Origin of the sequence: Streptomyces sp. WM6378, assembly GCF_001279695.1 — a bacterium.
Lineage (GTDB): Bacteria > Actinomycetota > Actinomycetes > Streptomycetales > Streptomycetaceae > Streptomyces.
The window spans coordinates 1-21,837 of the sequence record NZ_LGDD01000042.1 but is presented as its reverse complement, the minus strand read 5'-3'; the positions used below and the strand labels follow the sequence as shown (position 1 = coordinate 21,837).

Annotated in this window: 22 protein-coding genes and 1 rRNA gene; 16 read left to right on the top strand and 7 right to left on the bottom strand. The window is 70.6% G+C overall.

Features of this window, described 5'->3' with window-relative positions; translation table 11 throughout:
- The 9 genes from rrf to ADK54_RS06640 form a co-directional block, all read left to right on the top strand.
- A 5S ribosomal RNA gene (gene rrf / locus ADK54_RS06675) occupies positions 1–94 on the top strand; the annotation flags it as partial.
- 74 nt (positions 95–168) lie between these two features.
- A complete protein-coding gene (locus ADK54_RS06670) occupies positions 169–813 on the top strand; it encodes an HAD family hydrolase (protein ID WP_053724598.1) in 645 nt (214 codons plus the stop codon).
- A 43-nt stretch (positions 814–856) separates the two neighbouring features.
- Positions 857–2,056, top strand: coding sequence for an MFS transporter (locus ADK54_RS06665; protein ID WP_053724597.1), 1,200 nt, complete (start codon positions 857–859; stop codon positions 2,054–2,056).
- Positions 2,025–3,200: an acetoin utilization protein AcuC gene (locus ADK54_RS06660; RefSeq protein ID WP_078966167.1), complete on the top strand. Its 1,176-nt coding sequence runs from the start codon at positions 2,025–2,027 to the stop codon at positions 3,198–3,200. Before ADK54_RS06665 ends, ADK54_RS06660 begins: the two co-directional genes overlap by 32 nt.
- A 421-nt stretch (positions 3,201–3,621) precedes the next feature.
- A complete protein-coding gene (locus ADK54_RS06655; RefSeq protein WP_053724595.1) occupies positions 3,622–4,437 on the top strand; it encodes a phosphatase in 816 nt (271 codons plus the stop codon).
- 128 nt (positions 4,438–4,565) lie between these two features.
- Positions 4,566–4,775, top strand: coding sequence for a helix-turn-helix domain-containing protein (locus tag ADK54_RS06650; protein ID WP_159047648.1), 210 nt, complete (start codon positions 4,566–4,568; stop codon positions 4,773–4,775).
- Between the two features lie 120 nt (positions 4,776–4,895).
- Positions 4,896–4,994 carry a 30S ribosomal protein bS22 gene (locus tag ADK54_RS43000; protein ID WP_003948845.1) on the top strand — a complete coding sequence of 33 codons (99 nt, stop codon included), beginning with the start codon at positions 4,896–4,898 and terminating at the stop codon, positions 4,992–4,994.
- A gap of 181 nt (positions 4,995–5,175) precedes the next feature.
- Positions 5,176–6,258 carry an NAD-dependent epimerase/dehydratase family protein gene (locus ADK54_RS06645; protein WP_053724593.1) on the top strand — a complete coding sequence of 361 codons (1,083 nt, stop codon included), beginning with the start codon at positions 5,176–5,178 and terminating at the stop codon, positions 6,256–6,258.
- A gap of 14 nt (positions 6,259–6,272) precedes the next feature.
- Entirely contained in the window at positions 6,273–7,328 is a 1,056-nt protein-coding gene (locus ADK54_RS06640) for a lysophospholipid acyltransferase family protein (protein ID WP_053724592.1), read from the top strand.
- Between the two features lie 88 nt (positions 7,329–7,416).
- Here ADK54_RS06640 and ADK54_RS06635 read toward each other — a convergent pair whose 3' ends face one another.
- From ADK54_RS06635 to ADK54_RS06625, 3 genes are all read right to left on the bottom strand, one after another.
- A complete protein-coding gene (locus tag ADK54_RS06635; RefSeq protein ID WP_053724591.1) occupies positions 7,417–8,598 on the bottom strand; it encodes a DUF5667 domain-containing protein in 1,182 nt (393 codons plus the stop codon).
- Between the two features lie 262 nt (positions 8,599–8,860).
- Positions 8,861–9,649, bottom strand: a complete 789-nt coding sequence (locus ADK54_RS06630) for an ECF subfamily RNA polymerase sigma factor, BldN family (RefSeq protein WP_053724590.1) — start codon at positions 9,647–9,649, stop codon at positions 8,861–8,863.
- A gap of 371 nt (positions 9,650–10,020) precedes the next feature.
- Positions 10,021–10,971, bottom strand: a complete 951-nt coding sequence (locus ADK54_RS06625) for an HAD family hydrolase (RefSeq protein ID WP_053724589.1) — start codon at positions 10,969–10,971, stop codon at positions 10,021–10,023.
- Between the two features lie 140 nt (positions 10,972–11,111).
- Between ADK54_RS06625 and ADK54_RS06620 the strand changes: the two genes are divergently transcribed.
- The 6 genes from ADK54_RS06620 (at position 11,112) to hemB (ending at position 18,195) form a co-directional block, all read left to right on the top strand.
- Entirely contained in the window at positions 11,112–11,396 is a 285-nt protein-coding gene (locus tag ADK54_RS06620; RefSeq protein WP_053724588.1) for a glutaredoxin family protein, read from the top strand.
- A 326-nt stretch (positions 11,397–11,722) separates the two neighbouring features.
- Positions 11,723–12,493, top strand: a complete 771-nt coding sequence (locus ADK54_RS06615; protein WP_053724587.1) for a redox-sensing transcriptional repressor Rex — start codon at positions 11,723–11,725, stop codon at positions 12,491–12,493.
- Positions 12,490–14,199, top strand: a complete 1,710-nt coding sequence (locus ADK54_RS06610; protein ID WP_053724586.1) for a glutamyl-tRNA reductase — start codon at positions 12,490–12,492, stop codon at positions 14,197–14,199. The genes ADK54_RS06615 and ADK54_RS06610 overlap by 4 nt, the downstream gene beginning before the upstream one ends.
- Positions 14,196–15,155, top strand: coding sequence for a hydroxymethylbilane synthase (gene hemC, locus ADK54_RS06605; protein WP_053724585.1), 960 nt, complete (start codon positions 14,196–14,198; stop codon positions 15,153–15,155). The genes ADK54_RS06610 and hemC overlap by 4 nt, the downstream gene beginning before the upstream one ends.
- Positions 15,152–16,798: a uroporphyrinogen-III synthase gene (locus ADK54_RS06600; RefSeq protein ID WP_053724584.1), complete on the top strand. Its 1,647-nt coding sequence runs from the start codon at positions 15,152–15,154 to the stop codon at positions 16,796–16,798. The genes hemC and ADK54_RS06600 overlap by 4 nt, the downstream gene beginning before the upstream one ends.
- A 407-nt stretch (positions 16,799–17,205) precedes the next feature.
- Complete coding sequence (gene hemB, locus ADK54_RS06595; RefSeq protein WP_053724600.1) at positions 17,206–18,195, top strand: porphobilinogen synthase; 990 nt, start codon at positions 17,206–17,208, stop codon at positions 18,193–18,195.
- Between the two features lie 37 nt (positions 18,196–18,232).
- Here the strand turns inward: hemB and ADK54_RS06590 are convergent, their stop codons facing one another.
- The 4 genes from ADK54_RS06590 to ADK54_RS06575 all read right to left on the bottom strand — a co-directional run bounded on the left by ADK54_RS06590 (position 18,233) and on the right by ADK54_RS06575 (position 21,330).
- Positions 18,233–19,339: a hypothetical protein gene (locus tag ADK54_RS06590; protein WP_053724583.1), complete on the bottom strand. Its 1,107-nt coding sequence runs from the start codon at positions 19,337–19,339 to the stop codon at positions 18,233–18,235.
- A 97-nt stretch (positions 19,340–19,436) separates the two neighbouring features.
- Positions 19,437–20,198, bottom strand: a complete 762-nt coding sequence (locus ADK54_RS06585; RefSeq protein ID WP_053724582.1) for a DUF4253 domain-containing protein — start codon at positions 20,196–20,198, stop codon at positions 19,437–19,439.
- Positions 20,199–20,272: 74 nt separating this feature from the next.
- Entirely contained in the window at positions 20,273–20,509 is a 237-nt protein-coding gene (locus tag ADK54_RS06580; protein ID WP_053724581.1) for a DUF397 domain-containing protein, read from the bottom strand.
- Positions 20,506–21,330 carry a helix-turn-helix domain-containing protein gene (locus ADK54_RS06575; protein ID WP_053724580.1) on the bottom strand — a complete coding sequence of 275 codons (825 nt, stop codon included), beginning with the start codon at positions 21,328–21,330 and terminating at the stop codon, positions 20,506–20,508. The genes ADK54_RS06580 and ADK54_RS06575 overlap by 4 nt, the downstream gene beginning before the upstream one ends.
- Before the next feature lie 112 nt (positions 21,331–21,442).
- On the opposite strand from ADK54_RS06575, the gene ADK54_RS06570 reads away from it, so the two are divergent.
- Positions 21,443–21,837, top strand: a 395-nt coding sequence (locus ADK54_RS06570) for an ATP-binding protein (RefSeq protein WP_053724599.1), incomplete at its 3' end; no start/stop codon positions are given.

Here is a 21,837-nt window from a genome sequence, read left to right as displayed (position 1 = left end):
AACGCCCGGTTACATTCCGAACCCGGAAGCTAAGCCTTTCAGCGCCGATGGTACTGCAGGGGGGACCCTGTGGGAGAGTAGGACGCCGCCGAACAAATTTTGGGGAAAGCCCCGCACTTGGTCCTTCGGGACCACGGTGCGGGGCTTTTCTGCGTTTAAGGTCGAGTCATGCGCTACGACCTCATCATCTTCGACAACGACGGCGTGCTCGTCGACAGTGAGCCGATCTCGAACACCATCCTGTCCGGCTATCTCACCGAGCTCGGCCATCCCACCTCGTACGAGGAATCCCGCCGTGACTACATGGGGGCCGCAGTCCATCGCGTGCACGACGTGATCCAGGAGAGGACCGGGCAAGCGCTGCCGGTCGACTTCGACGAGACGCTGCACGCTCGGATTTTCGCCGCGTTCGAGCGGGAATTGCAGCCCGTCGCGGGGGTCACGGACGTACTCGGGAAGCTCGTGGCGGACGGGGTGCCGTACTGCGTGGCGTCGTCCGGGACGCACGAGCGGATCCGGGTGGGGCACCGCAGGACCGGGCTCGACGAGTGGTTCGAGGAGGAGTGGGTGTTCTCCTCGGAGGACGTCGGGCGGGGGAAACCGGCGCCGGACCTGTTCCTGCACGCGGCCGAGCGGATGGGGGTGGCACCCGAGCGGTGCGTCGTCATCGAGGACAGCCGGCTCGGGGTCCAGGCCGCGCGGGCCGCGGGGATGGACGTGTACGGGTTCACGGCGATGACGCCCGCCGAGCGGCTCGACGGCGCCAACGGGTACTTCGACAACATGGGGCAGCTGCTCGGATTGCTCGGGTGATCTCTCTACCCAGGAGTAAGTAACGGCCCTAGGCTGTGCCGCCATGACAGACGCACGCCTGCGGCACGGCAGGGCGTCCCTGGCGGTGAGTTTCTTCGCGCAGGGCATGGCCTTTGCCCTCCTGGTGACCCGCATACCCGCGATCCAGGACCGGTACGGGATATCGGACGGGCTGCTGCCCGTCTTCCTCGCGGCCGTGCCGATCCTCGCGGGGGTCGGCAGCGTCTGCACCGAGCAGCTGATCAAGCGGGTCCGGCCCAGCGTGGTGCTGCGGTTCGCCCAGCCCGTCGTGCTCCTGGCGCTGCTCGGGGCCGGCGCGGGCGACCGGATGTGGCAGGCCGCGCTGTCGCTCGGCGCGTTCGGGCTGTCGGTGGGCGCGCTCGACGCGTCCATGAACATGCTGGGGGTCAGCCTCCAGCGGACGTACGGGCGCAGCATCATGCTCGGGTTCCACGCCTCGTACAGCCTCGGGGGGATCGGGGGCGCCTCGCTCGCCTGGGTGGGGGCGCACTGGCACCTGTCGCTGCTCGTGTCGTATCTGCCGGTCGTGGCCGTGCTGCTGCCGGTGTGTCTGGTCGCGAGCCGGTGGTACGTGGACGGTGAGCCGGCCGGCGCCGCGGTGGAGCGGGCCGAGGGGGCCAAGCCCGTCGTCTTCCGGCTGCTGCTGCCGCTCTGCCTGGTGATGAGCTTCGCGTACATCGGGGACTCGACCGTCTCCAACTGGAGTGCCAAGTACCTCCAGGACACGCTGGGCAGCTCCGAGCAGCTGGCGACCGTTCCGTACAACGTCTACATGGTCACCACGCTGCTCGGGCGGGCTGCGGGGGACTTCGGGGTGCGGCGGTTCGGGGCGGTGGCCGTGGTGCGGTTCGGGACGGTGCTGGCCGCCGCCGGGTTCGCCGTGGTGGCGGCCGCGCCCGGGGCCTGGGCGGGGATGGCCGGGTTCACGCTGCTCGGGTTCGGGCTGTGCGTGATCGTGCCGCAGACGTTCGCCGCGGCCGGGCGGCTGTTTCCGGACGCCAGCGACGCGGCGGTCGCCCGGCTCAACATCTTCAACTACGTGGGATTTCTTGTTGGCTCGCCGCTCGTGGGGGCGCTGGGGGACGCCTGGAGCTACCGCGGGGCGATGCTCGTGCCGATGGTCCTGGTGCTGCTGACGCTGGTGTACGCCCGCTCGTTCGGCTCCGAGGCCGCCCGATACGGTGGCGGGCATGAGCGGCCGCGCACTGTTGATGTGGGATGAAGCTGTCACGCGCTACGACTTCGGGTCGAGCCACCCGATGGACCCGGTACGGCTCGCGCTGACCATGGGTCTGGTGCGGGCGTACGGGCTCGACAAGCAGGTGGACGTGGTTGCCGCGCCGCCCGCCGGGGACTCCACGCTGCGGCTCGTGCACCGGCAGGACTACGTCGACGCGGTGCGGGCGGCGTCGGCGGATCCGGGTTCCGCCGACGCGTCGTACGGGCTTGGCACGATGGACGATCCCGCCTTCGCCGGGATGCACGAGGCCTCCGCGCTGATCGCCGGGCAGTCGGTCGCCGCGGCCGAGGCGGTGTGGGCGGGGGAGGCCGCGCACGCGGTCAACTTCGCGGGCGGGCTGCACCATGCGATGCCGGGCGGGGCGGCCGGGTTCTGCATCTACAACGATGCGGCGCTGGCCATCGCGCGGCTGTTGGAGCTGGGGGCCGAGCGGGTCGCGTACGTGGATGTGGACGTGCACCACGGGGACGGGGTTCAGGCGGCGTTCTGGGAGGATCCGCGGGTCCTGACGATCTCGCTGCACGAGCATCCCCGGCTCCTGTTTCCCGGGACCGGGTGGCCGGAGGAGACCGGGGCGGACGGGGCCGGTGAGGGGTCCGCGGTCAATGTCGCGCTGCCGGCGGGGACGGGGGACGAGGGGTGGCTGCGGGCGTTCCACTCGGTGGTGCCGGAGCTGATCGCCGATTTCCGGCCACAGGTCCTCGTCACCCAGCACGGGGCCGACACGCACTTCGAGGATCCGCTGGCCCACCTGGCCGTTTCGCTCGATGCGCAGCGGGCGGTGCAGGCCGCGTGCCACTCGCTGGCCCATGAGTACGTCGAGGGGGCGAAGTGGGTCGCGCTCGGGGGTGGGGGGTATGCGGTGGTGGATGTGGTGCCGCGGTCCTGGACACATCTGGTGGGGATCGCGGGGCATGCGCCGCTCGATCCCGAGTCGGTGATTCCGGCGTCCTGGCGGGATGAAGTGTTCGCGCGTACGCGGCAGTTGGGGCCTGCGCGGATGACGGACGGGCGGACCGTGTCGTGGCGGTCCTGGGATGCGGGGTACGACCCTGCGGATCGGCTGGACCAGGCGGTGCTGGCCACTCGGCGGGCGGTGTTTCCGTTGCGGGGGTTGTTGGCGTAGGGGGAGTTCCCCACCCCGCCCCTTCCCGAGACCCTCCGGGGGTGGATGGGGTCGGCTTGCGGCCCGGTGGTCGCTGCTGGGGCTCTGCCCCAGACCCCGTTCGTGCCTTAAGGGCGCTCGTCCTCAATCTCCCCCAAGGGCTTAAGGGCCAGGGGGGACCCCCATGACGGGCTGGGTATGCCGGTGCCGGCCAGCGTCAACCCTGTTAGGGGCGCGGGGAACTGCGCGGCCAGCCACGCACGGTCCGCAGCCGAAGCACCCCACCCCCGGAGGCCTCGCGGCGGAGCCGCAGGGTGTCACAGCCGGGAACGGGCGGGGTGGGGAGCGAGACCCTCTTTCGCGGCCAGGCGGCGTTACGCCAACTGTGGGGCTCTGCCTCGAATTTGGCCCGCGCCCCACCCCCCTGCGGGAGCATCGTCGGGTGTTGAGCATCGGCGCGCTGCGGGCGCATCTTCTGGCGGCCAGGCTGGCCGGGCCTGTGGCCACCTCGCGGGAGGAGAGCCTGCGGAGCTATCGGCTGTTCGCGGCGCGGGATCCCCGGGTCACGCTCGGGCTCGACCCCGAATGGGGGTGGGGCGAGCGGGATTTGTTGCGGCTGATGGCGGACAAGTGCGGGGTGAGCGACGATCCGCGGCACGTCAGCGGGCCCGATGTCATCGACCCGGAGCGGACGTTGGCGGGGCTCGACGCCTTCGCGGTGCGCCTCGGGGAGGTGGCTTCGCGGCGCGGCGCGGTGCTGCTCGGGACCGGGCATCCGCACCGTCTGCTCGGGTTCTACGCCGCCCTGGCGGACGCTTTGTCGGCGGCGGGATGCCCTGTTCTCACCCCCGCGCAGGGTAGCTCTGTCGACATAACGACCCGGTTCGGGGTACGTACGTACAACCTTGACTACGTACGGGGAGTCGCGTTGGTGCGGGAACCCGGCGCGCGGGGAGCCGGGAGCGAGACCGGCGCGCACACCCATTCGCCGCTCCCGGTTCGGGTCGCCCTGGGGGCCTCGGCGGGGGGTTCCGGACAGGTTCCCGAGCTGGTGATCGGAGATCACGGATGGGTCTGCGGGGCAGGTCAGCTGGGCATTGAGGCCGTCGGGCTCGCCGATACGGACGACCCCGCGCTGTTCGTCGGCGAGGCCGAGGGGCGGGTGGCCGTGGCCGTTCCGCTTGATGACGCTGTGCGGTCTGATTACTACCGGCCGCTTACTCGCTATGTACTCAATCGAGCGTGTCTGTCACAGTAGGCGGCCGATGGCAGCTCCTCTTCCCCACTCGCACCACCCGCCCCTAGTCTGGGGAGTGAGCGCACAGCGACGTTGAGTCACCGGAGGGGAAGCCGGTGCGCGTTGGGTGCGGAAGGTACAGGTGGGTCATGGCTGCAGACCAGAGGCCTCTCAACGAGGTCGTGTTCCTTACCGTGGCGGAGGTCGCCTCGGTGATGCGAGTGTCAAAGATGACCGTGTACCGCTTGGTGCACAGCGGTCATCTGCCCGCGATCCGGGTGGGCAGGTCCTTCCGGGTTCCGGAACAGGCAGTTCAGGAGTACCTCCGCGAGTCCTTTGTGGGGGTGGAGACGGCCTGAGGGGGCTCCCCGCTCCCCTCGGATTACGTCCCTCACTCGGCGGCAGGTAGGCTAGGCCGACGTAGGTCGTGTGGGCCCAGACGCCCCGCACCGAGTGAGAAGAAGTGAGCGAGGGTAGTCGTGGGCTCTGTTATCAAGAAGCGGCGCAAGCGGATGGCCAAGAAGAAGCACCGCAAGCTGCTCAAGCGCACGCGCGTTCAGCGTCGCAACAAGAAGTAAGCGAGCGCTGTTCGTGAGATCGCAGCCCTCCCGCCGCATCGTCGGTGGGAGGGCTGTGGCGTATCCGGGCGCAGTTTCTCGGCCATGCGGGCGCACGGGGTCATCGCCGCGCAACATCCAGCCGCTACGGTGGCGCTCAGGGCGTTAGGGACGTACCGAAGGCCGAAGGAAGGCGCTGATCTTGGGGAAGGTCGTGCTCGTCACCGGAGTGGCCCGGCAGCTGGGCGGCCGTCTTGTGCGGCGGATCCAGCGGGATCCCGAGGTCGACCGGGTGATCGGGGTCGATGTGGTCCGGCCGGGGCACCGTCTGGGTGGTGCCGAATTCGTACAGGCGGACATCCGCCAGCCGGCGATCGCGAAGGTGCTCGCCGAGCACGCGGTGGACACCGTCGTGCACATGGATGTGACCGGGACGCCCCTGAGCTCGGGCGGCGGGCGGACCACGGTCAAGGAAACCAACGTCATCGGGACGATGCAGCTGCTCGGCGCCTGCCAGAAGTCGCCGACGGTCAAGCGGCTCGTCGTGAAATCGAGTACGAGCGTGTACGGGTCCGCGCCGCGCGATCCCGCGGTGTTCACCGAGACGACGCCGCCGAAGTCGCTGCCCAGCGGGGGCTTCGCGAAGGACGCCGTCGAGGTCGAGGGATACGTGCGCGGCTTCGCCCGGCGCCGGCCCGATGTGGCGGTCTGCGTGCTCCGCTTCGCGAACATCCTGGGGCCGAGCGCCGACTCGCCGCTCGCCGAGTACTTCTCGCTGCCGGTCCTTCCGACGGTGCTCGGCTATGACCCGCGGCTCCAGTTCGTCCACGAGGACGATGTGATCGACGTGCTGCGGATCGCGGCCGGCGAGCCGCGGCGCGGGACGCTCAACAGCGGGACCTTCAACGTGGCGGGGGAGGGCGTGCTGCTGCTCTCGCAGTGTTCGCGTCGGCTCGGGCGGCCCACGGTGCCGGTGCTCCTGCCGGCAGTCCGCTGGGTCGGCACCGCGCTCAGGACGGTCGGGGTGACCGACTTCTCGCCGGAGCAGATTCGTTTGCTCACGCACGGCCGGGTGGTCAGCACGGCCCAGATGCGCGAGACACTGGGCTACGAACCCAAGTACACGACCGCCGAGACGTTCGCCGACTTCGCCCGCAGCCGGGGGCCGGGGCTGCTGCCCCCGGACTCGCTGGCCAGGGCCGTGGACCGGGTGGCGGGGCTGCCGTTCGCGCCCTTCCCCGGCGGGGCCCTCGCCGGAGCCACCACCCCTTCGAACGCGGAATGAGGAGCGCACCAACGATGGCGGACGCCAAGGTCATCCCGTTCGACGACGACCGCTCGCGCCAGAGCGCGCAGCGCACCGGCCGCAGGCGCCCGGTCCCGGGCCGCCGCAAGGCCGAGCCCGGGCCACAGCCGCTCGCGGGAGCCGCCGCCCCGGTCAGTGCCCTGCCCGGGGCGCAGGAGGCCGTGGAGCGGCCCTCCGGGGACCGCCCGGCGGACGGGCAGGAGCAGCGCGGCGGCTGGGACCGGCGCATCGCGGGCGGCCTGTCGTTCCTGCGGCGGCGGATCACCGGCGAGTACGACGTCGACGAGTTCGGCTACGACAAGGAGCTCACCGACCAGGTCCTGATGTCGATCCTGCGGCCGTTCTACGACAAGTACTTCCGGGTGGAGGTGAAGGGCGTCGAGAACATCCCGGCCGAGGGCGGGGCGCTGGTCGTCGCCAACCACTCCGGGACGCTGCCGCTGGACGGGCTGATGATGCAGGTGGCCGTCCACGACCACCACCCGGCGGGGCGCCATCTGCGGCTGCTCGCGGCCGACCTGGTGTTCATGCTGCCGGTCGTCAACGAGCTGGCCCGCAAGGCCGGGCACACCCTGGCCTGTTCGGAGGACGCCCAGGCGCTGCTTGAGCGGGGCGAGGTCGTCGGGGTGATGCCGGAGGGGTTCAAGGGCATCGGCAAGCCGTTCGGCGAGCGGTACAAGCTGCAGCGCTTCGGGCGGGGCGGCTTCGTGTCGACCGCGCTGAAGGCGGGCACGCCCATCGTGCCGTGCTCGATCGTGGGGGCCGAGGAGATCTACCCGATGATCGGGAACGCCAAGACGCTGGCCCGCCTGCTCGGCTTCCCGTACTTCCCGATCACGCCGACGTTCCCGTGGCTGGGTCCTGCGGGTCTGGTGCCGCTGCCGACGAAGTGGACGATCCAGTTCGGCGAGCCGATCCCGACCGACGGGTATCCGCCGGAGGCCGCGGAGGACCCGATGCTGATGTTCAACCTCACCGACCAGGTGCGGGAGCAGATCCAGCACACGCTGTACAAGCTGCTCGTGCAGCGGCGGTCCGTGTTCTTCTGAGTTCGCGTTCTTCAGGGTCCGCCCGGAGTCGTACGTGTGGGAGGGGCTGGGAAAACCCAGCCCCTCCCACACGTACGTACGTGGACCTCTATTCCGCCTTGTCCGTGTCGATGCCCAGGCCCGGCAGCAGGCCCGGCAGGAGCGGGGGCAGGGTGACGTCCGGGACCGGGGGCTTGTTGGAGGACTTGCCGGACGGGGCGGGGACGATGCCGCCGCCCGTGCCCGGCTCGAACAGGCCGCCGGTGTTGCCGCCGAGCAGGCCCTCGTTGGACGGCGAGCCGGAGGGCTGTGGTTTTCCGCCGGTGGCGGGGGCGCTGTGACCGGATCCGGGGGCCGAGGAGGGCGTGGACGGGCGGGCGGTGGCCGAGGTGCTGCCCGAGTGCGAGGAGCCCTGGCGGCCGTGGGTGGTGGACGACGTCTTGGGCAGCAGCGACTGCAGCGGCCCGACCTCCTGGTCTATGGCGGCGAAGACCGAGCTCACCTTGTTGCCGACGTCGGTCAGCTGGGCGGGCAGCTTGCCGCGCAGCTTGCTCCAGCTCTCGCGGTGGGCCTGGGCGAAGGAGTTGAGGGCGGCGATGGGGCCGATGGAACCGTCCTTCGCATAGGCCTGGTGCAGCAGGCGGTGGCCCTCGGAGGCGTCGTGCTCCATGCCGCTGAGGGCGCGCCGGACCTCACCGAGCTGTTCGTGGTCGAGGTCGCCCGCGCGGCCCCGCTCCATCAGGCGTCTCGCTTCGGAGAGCCGGGTCGAGGCCTGGTCGAGGTAGAGCTCGCCCCGGCTGGCGTCGTCGTCGGCCAGGTTGAGCTTGAGGTCCTCCATGCCGCGTTTCAGCCCGTACAGGGAATCACCGGGAAGGGCGTCGGAACTGGCAGCGGCCACGCCGCTGAACGCTCCCGCGGCCACACCGATGCTGAGTCCGCCCGCCGCAATGCCCTTGGACCAGCGGGAGCGGGGTCGCAATTTCCGGAGCGACGTCGCCCGGTGGGCGCCGCGGCCGGTCCGCTGCTCGGGCACCTGAGGGTCGACGGCACCGCCGCCGGCGAACATCCGCTCCATCTCGGCCATGAGCAGCGCCCGCTGCTCGACCTTGACCTGCGGGTCCATCTCCGGTTTCGGCAGTTCGCCGAGCCCACCCGCCAGGGTCAACAGCCTGCCGGTGTCGGCCTGTTCGGCCGGCCCGGTCTCGGGTGTCTCCTGGTCGGCCGCCGAGGCTTCTTCCAGGGCCTGGGCGAAGGCGTTCGCCCGCCGGTGCGCCGATACGTTCGCGATCACTGGCGGCACCTCCTCTCGTCATCACGGTCGACTCCCCAAGGGGCCTGGAAGGTTGCACGCCTTGAGCACATCCACACGATCGAGTGAGCGGCTGTGGACATGGCGTGACCACAGGGAGCCTTCATCCCGCACAACGACGGACGCGGCACTTGGGTTACGGACGAAGGATGATCGGACCACAGCGGCATCGGTAGCTCACGGATGGGGGGGGGGGGCCCCGCCTGTGGCGGGTCGGCGGGTGGTGTCCGGACGAGCCGGGCGGTCAGCGGGCGTCGTCCGGGAGGAGCCGGGCGAGGGTGCGCACGGCCCGGTACTGAAGGGTCTTGATCGCGCCCTCGTTCTTGCCCATGACGCGGGCGGTCTCGGCGACCGAGAGGCCCTGGAGGAAGCGCAGGGTGACGCACTCCTGCTGCTGCGGATTGAGCTTGCGTACGGCTTCGAGCAGGGCGGCGTTGGAGAGCGACTCCAGGACGGAGTCCTCGGGGGAGCGCTCGACCTCGTTGGCGTCGAGCATTTCGCCGGTGGTCACTTCGAGCCGGAAACGGCTCGACTTGAAGTGGTCGGCGACCAGGTTGCGCGCGATCGTGACCAGCCAGGCGCCGAAGTCGCGGCCCTGCCAGGTGAAGGTGGAGATCCGGCGCAGGGCGCGCAGGAACGTCTCGCTGGTGAGGTCCTCGGCCGTCGCCTTGCCGCCGACGCGGTAGTAGATGTAGCGGTAGACGGTGTCGCTGTACTGGTCGTAGAGCCGTCCGAAGGCGTCGGCCTCGCCCGCTTGGGCGCGCTCGACGAGATCCATCATGCGGGCGCTGTCGCTGTCGGCGGTGGGCCGGCGGGCGGTGGGCGTCGCGGACGTGCCCGTGCTGCGGCCGCCGCTCCGTCTACCGACTGCGGCACCACCGTCGGCCAGGGCATAGCAGGGCCCGACGGGTGTTGCGGTGGCGAAGGCAGGGGCGCCGGCGTACGCGGTGGGGACGAATACGCGCAGGCGGTCGACGACCGCCCCGCGCAGCGTAGCCAGGCCCGAGGCGTCAACCCCGACGTGTGGGTACACGGGACTCCCAGAGGCAGAGCTTCCATCACGTGCAGTGCGGAACTGTTCACCCATCGTGGCGATGTGCGGGTTCCGGATTGCGTCTGAGGAGAATAACGCTTCGTGCAGGGAGCGCTACACCCAGTTGCTCAAATCGTCGATTCCGTCGCTTCTGTTACGTCTATGCGTCGGTTCAAGTCGCACATAGTGAGCGGAAGTTGATCGGAATGCTTTCGGATCTGTCCGCGCTGGGGATCTGTTGTGCCCGGGTGTGGGCAACGGGGCTGGCGGGCCAAGGGGAATGGGGGCGAAACCCCCACAATCGAATATTCCGGCGGCTGACGCTGCGGGCGGCCCCTGGGGGCGGCCCGTTGACTGCGGACAGTCGCCGACTAGCGGCGGCGGCGGTGCAGGGCGACGGCGGCGGCCGTGCCGCCCGCGAGCGCGCCGACGCCGGCCGCGGCCGGGATGCCGACCTTCGCGGCCTTGCGCCCGGTGCGGTAGTCGCGCAGCCGCCACTCGCGGTCACGGGCGTGCCTGCGGAGCTTGGCGTCCGGGTTGATGGCGTAGGGGTGGCCGACGAGCGAGAGCATCGGGATGTCGTTGTGCGAATCGCTGTACGCGGCGCAGCGGGTCAGGTCGAGCCCCTCGGCGGCGGCGAGCGCCCGGACGGCCTCGGCCTTGGCGGGCCCGTGCAGGGGCTCGCCCACCAGGCGTCCCGTATAAACGCCGTCCACGGATTCGGCGACCGTGCCCAGCGCGCCGGTCAGGCCGAGGCGGCGGGCGATGATCGTGGCGGTCTCGACCGGGGCGGCCGTCACCAGCCAGACCTTCTGGCCCGCGTCCAGGTGGGCCTGGGCGAGCGCGCGGGTGCCGGGCCAGATGCGGTCGGCCATGTACTCGTCGTAGATCTCCTCGCCGATGGACATCAGCTCGGAGACGCGGTGGCCCTTGACGATGGACAGCGCGCTGTCGCGGGCGTCCTGCATGTGCTCGGGGTCCTCGACGCCGGCGAGCCGGAACCAGGCCTGCTGCCAGGCGAACCGCGCGAGCTCGCGGCGCTGGAAGAACTTCCTCTTGTACAGGCCCCGGCCGAAGTGGAAGAGGGCGGCGCCCTGCATCACGGTGTTGTCGAGGTCGAAGAAGGCGGCGGCGAGGTCGTCCCCGACGACGGGGAACTCGGGCTCCGACGGAGTCTCGTCGGCTGTGGCCTGCGCCAGTTCCGCCAGCTCTGCCAGTTCCTGCGAGGACTTGCGGGCTGCCTCGGCTGCGGCCTCGCCGGCCAGCACGCTGCGTGCTGTCGCCGAGCGCCTACGAGGGGTGAGCCATCCCAGTGCGGCCATGCCGTGAGCATAGCCAGTCTGTTCGGAAGTTCCCGACTCGCCAGGGAGCGATGGCGTGAACTCTCCGAGGCCGTCGTGTTAAACGGACGATCCGGGCTTATGGGTCCCCGGGGCGGGTCGGGGGTTGGAGAATGGGAGGCATGAGTCCCTTGCTGCGACGTACGAAGAAGCCGGGCGGGAACCCTGCCGACCGGGTGGTCACGCTGATCGGGAAGCCCGGTTGCCATCTCTGTGACGACGCCCAGGAGGTGATCGAGGCCGTGTGTGCCGAGACGGGTGCGGCCTGGGAGAAGAAGGACATCACCCAGGACGAGGCGCTGTACAAGGAGTACTGGGAGCAGATTCCGGTCGTGCTCGTCGATGGCGAGCAGCACACCTTCTGGCGCGTGGATCCCGTACGCCTCAGAGGCGCACTGACCGGTTGAACGCTGGCGCGCTCCGGGCCGTGGGCGGTTGAACAGCCAAATGATGGGGTTCGCGATAGTTGCGGTTACCATCATGGTCGTTTTGCTGTGGTTCGGGGGTATCGCTGTGAGGAGTGTGTGCGGCTTTGCCCCCTTCGGGTCCTGAACGGACTGAACCCGTCTGTGGTTCCGCGATTCCCTCCTCGGGTCGCGTGAGCCCGGTCACTTTGCTCGGACAAAGCGGACACCATCTTTGTGCACGCGTTCACAAAGACATAGCCTGCATCCGACGGGGCGGCCCTGGGACATGTGGCCGCCTGCAGCCCCGCTCATCCCGCAGGAGCACCGTGGCAACTGGCCGAACTCACCGACCGGCGACCCGAAGCCGAGGAATCCCCGAGGCCACCGTCGCCAGGCTTCCGCTGTATCTGCGTGCGCTCACCGGACTCTCGGAGCGCTCCGTGCCGACGGTCTCCTCGGAGGAGCTCGCGGCCGCCGCGGGGGTCAACTCCGCCAAGCTGCGCAAGGACTTCTCGTACCTCGGCTCGTACGGCACCCGCGGTGTCGGGTACGACGTCGAGTATCTCGTCTACCAGATCTCCCGGGAACTGGGCCTGACCCAGGACTGGCCGGTTGTCATCGTCGGTATCGGTAACCTCGGCGCCGCCCTCGCCAACTACGGCGGCTTCGCTTCGCGCGGTTTCCGGGTCGCGGCCCTGATAGACGCCGACCCCGCGATGGCCGGGAAGCCGGTGGCCGGGATGCCGGTGCAGCACACCGACGACCTGGAGAAGATCATCAGCGAGAACGGTGTTTCGATCGGGGTCATCGCGACCCCGGCGGGCGCCGCTCAGCAGGTCTGCGACCGCCTCGTCGCCGCCGGAGTGACCTCCATCCTCAACTTCGCGCCGACCGTCCTGTCGGTGCCCGAGGGCGTCGACGTGCGCAAGGTCGACCTCTCCATCGAGCTCCAGATCCTCGCCTTCCACGAGCAGCGCAAGGCCGGCGAGGAAGCCGCCGTCGCCGAGGCCGCAGCCGCCGTGGTGCCGCCGGTGCGCGCCGCGGGCAATGGCCGGAAGGGACCGGACGGGGACATGCCCGCCGTGATGCCGGCATGAGCCTCCTGGTCGTCGGCCTCAGCCACCGCAGCGCCCCCGTCAGCGTCCTGGAGCGGGCCTCCCTCTCCGCGGACGCGCAGGCCAAGCTGCTCCACGACACCCTCGCGGCCGAGCCCGCCGCCGAGGCCGCGGTGCTCGCCACCTGCAACCGCATCGAGCTGTACGCGGACGTGGACAAGTTCCACGCCGGCGTCGCCGAGCTCTCCACGCTGCTCGCCCAGCACAGCGGCGTCGGCCTCGAAGAGCTCACCCCTTATCTGTACGTGCACTACGAGGACCGGGCCGTCCACCACCTCTTCTCGGTGGCCTGCGGGCTCGACTCGATGGTCGTCGGCGAGGGCCAGATCCTCGGCCAGATCAAGGACACCCTCGCGCTCGGGCAGGAACTGCACACCGCCGGGCGGCTGTTGAACGACCTGTTCCAGCAGGCGCTGAGGGTCGGCAAGCGCGCTCACAGCGAGACCGGCATCGACCGGGCCGGGCAGTCGCTCGTCACCTTCGGCCTTGAGCAGCTCGCCGCCGGGGCGCCCGTCGAGGACTGGGCCAAGGGCAAGCGGGCGCTGGTCATCGGCGCCGGTTCCATGTCCTCCCTCGCCGCCGCGACGCTTGCCCGCACCGGCGTCGACGAGATCGTGGTCGCCAACCGGACGCACGCCCGCGCCGAGCGGCTCGTCGAGATCCTCGGCGAGGCGGGCACGGCCGCGCGCGCCGTCGCGATGGCCGATGTCGCACGGGAACTGACACGAGTCGACGTGGCCGTGTCCTGCACGGGTGCCACGGGTCTGGTGCTGACCGGCGAGGCCGTGGCCGACGCGCTCGGCCTGCCGCCGCTGGCCCCGACCGCCGACCCCGCGACGGTCGCCCGCCTCTCGGGCACCGACCGCGCCGCTCTCGCCGAGGTCGCCGCCGCCGAGCGCGCCGGCCTGCTCGCGGACGGTACGAAGTCGGACGGCGCTGCGGATCAGGCTGAAGCCGTACGCGCCGAAGCCCCCGCGCCCGACGCCGCGGGCTGCCCGGTGGACCTGGCCGCGCTTGCCGACGCGGGCATCACCTTCGCCGGGCCCGGCGTGGACGCCCTGAACGCGACCCCGGCCGTAGACGTCAACTCCCTTGAACTGCACGGCAGTTGGGCCGAGCGGTCGGAGCGGCCGCAGGCCGGCGCCGGGCGCGGCGTACCCGTACCGGCCGGGCCCGTGAAGCTGGCGCTGCTCGACCTCGCCATGCCGCGCGACATCGACGCCGCCGTGCACCGCATCCCCGGGGTGCGGCTCGTCGACATCGAGTCGCTCGCCGAGGCTTCCGCCGACGCGCCCATGGCCGCCGATGTGGACCAGGTCCGCTCGATCGTCTCCGACGAGGTGGCCGCGTTCGGCGCCGCCCAGCGGGCCGCGCACATCACGCCGACCGTCGTCGCGCTGCGCGCCATGGCCGCCGAGGTCGTGGCCGGCGAGGTCGCGCGCCTGGAGGGCCGGCTCCCCGACCTCGACGACAAGCAGCGCTCCGAGGTCACCCAGACCGTGCGCCGCGTCGTCGACAAGCTTCTGCACGCGCCGACCGTGCGGATCAAGCAGCTCGCCGCCGAACCCGGTGGCGCCGGGTACGCGGACGCGCTGCGGACTCTCTTCGACCTCGACCCGGAGACGGTGGCCGCCGTCTCCAGGGCCGATCTGAACGACGCCGATGTCAAGAACCGAGGGCGGTCATGACCGAGAAAGCACTGAGACTCGGGACCAGGCGCAGCAAGCTCGCCATGGCCCAGTCCGGCCATGTGGCCGACGCCGTACGGCAGTTGACCGGGCGCCCCGTCGAGCTGGTGGAGATCACCACGTACGGCGACACCTCGCGTGAGCACCTCGCGCAGATCGGCGGCACCGGTGTGTTCGTCGTGGCGCTGCGCGACGCGCTGCTGCGCGGCGAGGTCGACTTCGCGGTGCACTCCCTGAAGGACCTGCCCACCGCCGAGCACCCCGACCTGGTGCTCGCGGCGATCCCGGTCCGCGAGGACCCGCGCGACGTGCTGGTCGCCCGCGACGGCCTGACCTTCGACCAGCTTCCGGACGGCGCGCGCATCGGCACCGGTTCGCCGCGGCGGATGGCGCAGCTCAACGCGTACGCCCGCAGCCACGGCCGCACCATCGAGTGCGTGCCGATCCGCGGCAATATCGACACCCGCGTCGGTTACGTCACCAAGGGCGAGCTCGACGCGGTGGTCCTGGCCGCCGCCGGACTCAACCGCATCGGACGCTCCGACGTGGTGACCGAGTTCCTGTCGGTCGACACCGTTTTGCCCGCCCCCGGCCAGGGGGCCCTGGCGATCGAGTGCGCGGCGGCCAACGCCGACCTCGCCGCCGCGCTCGCCGAGCTCGACGACCCGTTCACGCGGGCCGCCGTGACCGCCGAGCGGTCCCTGCTCGCCGCCCTGGAGGCCGGCTGCAGCGCACCTGTGGGTGCGTTGGCCGACCTGCTGGCCGACGGGCAGATTGTTCATGAGATGCGCCTGCGCGGAGTCGTCGGTACCACCGACGGTTCTTCGCTGGTGCAGCTGTCCACCACCGGTCCCGTACCCACGTCGCACGACGAAGCGATGGCCCTCGGACGCGAACTCGCGGACGAGATGCTCGCCAAGGGTGCGGCCGGTCTTATGGGGGAGCGAGCACTTTGAGCCCCACCACCAACCCCACCGCCGCCGGAAACGTCACCTTCCTCGGTGCCGGTCCCGGAGACCCCGGACTTCTGACGCTGCGCGCCGTGGAGGCGCTGGCTTCGGCCGACGTCCTGATCGCCGAGCCCGCTGTGCTCGACGTTGTTCGCGCGCATGCGCGGGCAGGTGTGGACACACCTCAGCTGACGGTAGTGGACGAGGCGTCAACAACCGCCGGGATCCCGGTGTTGAGGGACGCCGCCAATCTTGTCATGGAGGCCGCGCGCTCCGGCAGGCGGGTCGTCCGTGCGGTCTCCGGCGACCCGGGCCTCGACGGCGACGCGGCCGGCGAGATGCTGGCCTGCGCCACCGAAGGCATCCCCTTCGAGGTGGTGCCGGGCGTGGCCGCCGCGGTCGGCGTGCCCGCGTACGCCGGTGTTCCGCTGAGCGGGGCCGGCGGCGCCGACGTCCGCTTCGTCGACGCCCGTACCGCCTCCGAGCGGTGCTGGACCGAGGTCGGCGCGAGCGACGGCACGGTGGTGGTGTCGACGACGCTTGAGACCGTCGCGGCCGCGGCCGGCGAGCTGGTCTCCGCGGGCCGCAAGCCCGACACCCCGATGACCGTGACGATCGCGGGCACCACCACGCGCCAGCGGACCTGGTCCGCGACGCTCGGCTCGGTCGCCCAGGTGCTCAAGCAGGCGAAGGTGCTGCCCTCGCCGGACGGGCACCAGGCCGTCATAGCCGTGGTCGGCGAGCGCAGTGCCCCTGCTCAGCGCGACCAGCTGTCGTGGTTCGAGTCCAAGCCGCTGTTCGGCTGGCGCGTACTCGTACCGCGTACGAAGGAGCAGGCCGCCTCGCTCTCCGACCAGCTCAGGTCGTACGGAGCCGTGCCGCACGAGGTGCCGACGATCGCCGTCGAACCGCCGCGCACGCCCCAGCAGATGGAGCGCGCGGTCAAGGGCCTGGTGACGGGCCGCTACGAGTGGATCGCGTTCACCAGCGTCAACGCCGTGAAGGCCGTTCGCGAAAAGTTCGAGGAGTACGGTCTCGACGCGCGCGCGTTCGCGGGGATCAAGGTCGCCGCGGTCGGCGAGCAGACCGCCGCCTCGCTCGTGGAGTTCGGCGTGAAGCCGGACCTGGTACCGAGCGGCGAGCAGTCCGCGGCCGGCCTTCTTGAGGACTGGCCGCCCTACGACCCGGTCTTCGACCCGATCGACCGCGTCTTCCTGCCGCGCGCCGACATCGCCACCGAGACGCTGGTGGCGGGCCTGATCGAGCTCGGCTGGGAGGTCGACGACGTCACGGCCTACCGGACCGTGCGCGCCTCGCCGCCCCCGGCGGACACCCGCGAGGCGATCAAGGGCGGCGGCTTCGACGCGGTCCTCTTCACGTCCTCTTCTACGGTGCGGAACCTCGTCGGCATCGCGGGCAAGCCGCACAACGTGACCGTGATCGCGTGCATCGGCCCCGCCACTGCCAAGACGGCGGAGGAGCACGGGCTGCGGGTGGACGTGATGGCTCCGGAGCCGTCGGTCCACAAGCTGGCCCAGGCCCTTGCGGACTTCGGCGCGGCGCGGCGCGATGCGGCGGTCTCCGCGGGCGAGCACGTGACCCGGCCGAGCGAGCGCCGGCCCGGCGCGCGCCGCCGCCGCACGACGTAACCCGGGGCGGGGCGAGCCTCCCTGGGGCTCCGCCCCAGCCCCCGGGGGTTCGCCCACCCGCACACCCGTTGCGCAGGGTTGGATGCCCAGGCTCCTGGGGCTCCGCCCCTTCCCGAAACCCGCCGGGGGTGGGACTGGTCGTGTAGTCGATCGGCTGCGGGCCGTGCGTGGCTGGTCGCGCAGTTCCCCGCGCCCCTAGCAGGACTGGTGTCGGCCCAGTACTGGCATCTTCAGCCTGTCATGGGGGTCCCCCCTGGCCCTTTTGAGGCCTTGGGGGGGTGAGGACGAGCGCCCTTTAGGCGCGAACGGGGTCTGGGGCGGAGCCCCAGGGTCCTTCGCCCCCGGAGGGTCTCGGGAAGGGGCGGGGTGGGGAAGACCCCCCTCCCCGGCGGCGTAGCGTGTACCGCATGACTGTGTACGGATCCTTCCCCGGGGCCCGGCCCCGTCGGCTGCGCACCACCCCCGCCATGCGCCGCATGGTCGCCGAGACCCGGCTGCACCCCGCCGACCTCATCCTCCCCGCGTTCGTGCGGGAGGGCATCGCCGAGCCCGTTCCGATCCAGGCCATGCCTGGCGTCGTGCAGCACTCGCTCGACACCCTGCGCAAGGCCGCGGTCGAGGCCGTGTCCGCCGGGGTCGCCGGGATCATGCTCTTCGGGGTGCCGGAGGACGAGAAGAAGGACGCCGCTGGGACCGCCGGGACCGACCCCGACGGGATCCTCCAGGTCGCCATCCGCGCCGTGAAGGAAGAAGTCGGCGACGAGCTCGTGATCATGTCCGACCTCTGCCTCGACGAGTACACGGACCACGGCCACTGCGGCGTCCTCGACGAGGACGGGCGCGTCGACAACGACGCCACCCTTGAGCGCTACGCCGAGATGGCCCAGGTCCAGGCCGACGCCGGGGTCCACGTCGTCGGGCCCTCCGGGATGATGGACGGCCAAGTCGGCGTCATCCGGGACGCGTTGGACCAGACCGGGCACGAAGACGTGTCCATCCTGGCCTACACCGCCAAGTACTCCTCCGCCTTCTACGGGCCCTTCCGCGAGGCCGTCGGGTCCTCCCTGCGCGGGGACCGCAAGACCTACCAGCAGGACCCCGCCAACACCCGTGAATCCATGCGGGAGTTGGCGCTGGACCTGGCCGAGGGTGCGGACATGGTGATGGTCAAGCCGGCCGGTCCCTACCTCGACATCCTCGCCAAGGTCGCCGAGTCCGTGGACGTGCCGGTCGCGGCGTACCAGATCAGCGGCGAGTACGCGATGATCGAGGCCGCCGCCGAGAAGGGCTGGATCGACCGCGACCGGGCGATCCTGGAGACCCTCACCGGCATCAAGCGCGCCGGCGCCCACATGATCCTCACGTACTGGGCGACCGAGGTGGCCAAGGGTCTGTAACCCGCGAGGGTTCCAAGCTCCTTGGCTTCAACTTCCTTTACGGCTGCGACAGTTGGCGGGCGGCAGCCAGCGCGCCCAGCACCAGCGGCATGGATTCCCTGGCGGCGGCCACGTACACCCGTGTGTCGCCGTCCTGGCATTCAAGGACCAGGCACGTGTTGTCCACGTCGAGGCCCTTGGGGTCCGTCCGGTACGGCGGGCGGACCCTCAGCGGCTCCAGCGTGGCCGGTACGACCTTGGGGTGGATCCGGTAGTTCGGGTCGGGGATGATCGACAGGCCGTCGGCGTCGGCTATCAGGTAGCCGCCGCCCAGAGCGCCCCCGTACGGGACGTCGCCGCGCACGATCCCCGGGAAGACGGCCTCCTCGTCGGGGACGACCGACGTGATCGTGATCGTGTCCGTGCCCTTGCGCACGTTCGCACGGTGGAGCCCCATGGCGGTGAGTGCGCAGGCCGTCACGGCGACCGCGCCCACCACCCCGTACGCCAGCAGCGCCGCCCGCCAGCCGTGGGTGAACCACGGGAGCAGACCGCCCGCCAGGCCGAGGACGGTCGTGCCCATGATCAGGACCCCCGGCTGCCACGGGTACCGGAGCCGGGTCGTGGCGTAGCCCCGGACCCACCACAGGCCGATCAGTACCAGCCCCAGGCCGGCCGTCCCCAGCGCCAGACCCCAGGCCAGGAACAGCCGGTACGCGCCGCGCGGGTCGGCGGCCGTGTGCCAGCGGGCGTTCGCCCAGTCGATGTACCGGACCGAGCCCTCCCAGTACGTGACGCCGATCCGCTTCCCGGCCAGCCCGTCGAACGTGTACCGCTCGCCCCCCTCGAAGTAGAGCGTGGGCGTGTTGCCCTCGGCCGTCTTCACGTACATCCAGTGAGCGTGCGCCTTGCCGTTCTTCTCCCTGGTGCGCTCGATCACCGCCGGTACGGAGTGCAGGCAGTCGGTGGCGACAGCCCCGGGCGCGCAGTCCTTGGCAGCCCGGAACGCCCGCTCCGTGTCCAGCCGTTCGGGCATTGGTACGAGCAGCAGCCAGATCATGACCAGGATCAGGGCCGTACCGATGGCCGTCGTGCTGATGACCACCGCGCGGTTCTTGGGCAGCGAAGGCGCGGTCGGGGCGGCCTTCGCCCGTCTTTCGTTCATGCGCTCATGATGCTCCTCGGATGATCGATCATTGTGCTAAGGGTGCGTTAAAGCGCCTGCTCTGGGTGCCTACTCGGGTCCCGGGTGCTGCCCCGAGTCAGTCCCACAGGAAGGTCCAACTCTGCTTGTCCGGCAGGGAGTCGGCGTACTCGTGCAGGTCCGTCTCTATCGTGTCCGGGCAGAACGCGAAGTGCTCTGCCGCCAGCACCAGGGCCTCGTCCTCGGTGGCGGGCGGGGCCGCGACCGCCACCGTCAGGCTGTTGAGCGTGAGGCCCACCACCCGCGCCCCGAACCTGTCCTCCCACGAGCGCAGCACCGCGCACAGGCGTGCCACGTCCTGCTCGTGGTTCAGTGGGCCGCGCCACCCGATGGCCGCCGGGATGTCGGCGCTGCGGCGGGCCGGGACCACGGCGATCCGGGCGCCCTTCAGATGGCCCTCGCCTATCGCCGCCCCGGCGATCTCGGCGGCCCTGCGATCCGGGTCCTCCTTGAGCGCGGAGGCTTCCGCCAGGCCGGGCCACTCCTCGGCGTCGTAGCCCAGCTCCTCCTCGGCGTACGTCTCCCAGTACTCGGCCAGCACGTCCTCGGCGTCGTGGTCGCCCGGGTACGAAGCCTCGCCCGGGGCCAGCTCCCAGTCCGCCAACTCCTTTATTCCGCCCAGCAGTACGGGGTGGAGGCCACGTGCCTTGCGGGCCGGGGCAAGGTGTGCCCAGTCCTCCGGGCCGGCCGGTTCATCCGCGCACCAGAGCAGCGGATCGGCCGCCGGGCCGATCAGCCTGCCCGGAGGCAGAGCGAGGCCCAGCGCCGTACCGGTCGGGTCGTCATTCAACTGCGGGAGTGGATTCGCAAGCATCGCCATGCCCCGAATGTAGATCCCGCCACTGACAACGGCCCTGGCTCAGGACCCGGCGCTCTGAGTTCCGGGCGCGGAGCTCAAAGTTCCGCTACGAAGTCCCGCCATGCGGTGGGGTTCACGGTGAGGGTGGGCCCCTCGGGGGCCTTCGAGTCACGGACGTGGATGGCGGAGGGGTGGGTTGCCACCTCGACGCAGGCCCCGCCCTCGTCGCCGCTGTGCGTCGACTTCCGCCAGGTGCAGGCGATTTCGAGGCACTGGCCGCCGTCGCTTCCGCTGTAGCTGGACTTGAACCACTTCAGTGCGCCGATGCTCATTGCTCTCCTAGCAAACGGTCCAACAGGCCTTTGGATTCCTCGGCGTTGAGGGCCTGTGTCCGCAGCATCGCATACCTCTGCGCCAGGATGCTCACCTCGTCGGGGTCAGAGATGATTTGGCTTCCACGTTGGGTCTCGGTGTAGCCGAGGTGCTGATGGTCCGGCGTCTCCAACAAGGTGAACGGGCCGTCCAGGGCGGCATGCCGCTTCAGGTTTACCGGCATGATCTGGAGGGTGAGGCCCGGGAGGTCGGCGCACTGTCGGAGGCGCTGCAGGGCTTCCCGCCGTACTTGGTCGCCGCCGAGGCGGTCCATCAGCACGGCCTGCGCAACGATGAAGCTGATCGTCGGCGGCTCCTTCCGATGCAGTATTTCCTGTCGCTCCAGCCGCGCAGCGACCTGCGCGTTGATCTCGTCCTCGCTCATCGCGGGCACCTTGCTGAGGAACACCGCCCGCGCGTAGTTCTCCGTCTGGAGCAGGCCCGGCAGTACCTGGTTCTCGAACCAGGACAGCGCGATGGCCTCGCGCTCCAGGTCCATGTACTCCTCCGCCCACGCCGGGATCAGGTCGATCTCCGGCATGTTCTCGACCGCCGTCGTCAACGCCCCCTTGGTGTCGAGGAGTTGGTCCAGCAAGGCGGCCAGGTCGAGTTTCAGGGGGCGGCGGCCCTGCTCGATCGAGGCGATCATCTCCTCGTGCAGCAGCACGCGCTCGCCAAGCTGACGCTGAGTCAGGCCTGCGGCAACCCGGAAGGTCGCCACGAGGGCGCCGACCATCCTCATCGCCGACGTGTTCTTCCGAGGTCGCTTCCTGGGGTGCATGCCTGCCAACTCCCCATACGTGCCCTTACGTTACGCATCACGGACCCGTACAGAATTTGTGTACGGGTCCAGCCACTGCGGCTCGCTGGCATCACTCCGAAACGCTCCCCCCATGACCGACAACAACATCACCGTCAGCGCGACCGGCAACGAAATGCGCGAGCGCTTCTACCCCCGCCGCCGCCAATCCGTCCCCGCCGCCCGGAACTTCGCCGCTGGGGCCGTCGCCGACTGGGGGTTCTTTCACCGCATCGACGACGTGCTGCTCTGCGTCAGCGAGCTCGCCACCAACGCGTTGCTGCACGGGGTGCCTGCGGGACGGGGGTTCCTGCTGAGGGTGCGATTGTGCGAAGGGGCCGTACTGCGGGTCGAGGTGCACGACAGTGGGGGCGGGGTGCCCCAGGTTGCGGACGTGGCCGACGAGGGTGGGCGGGGGCTTCTGCTCGTGGATGCGATGGCCGACAAGTGGGGCGTGGGGGAGCGGGAGCCGGGGAAGGTGGTCTGGTG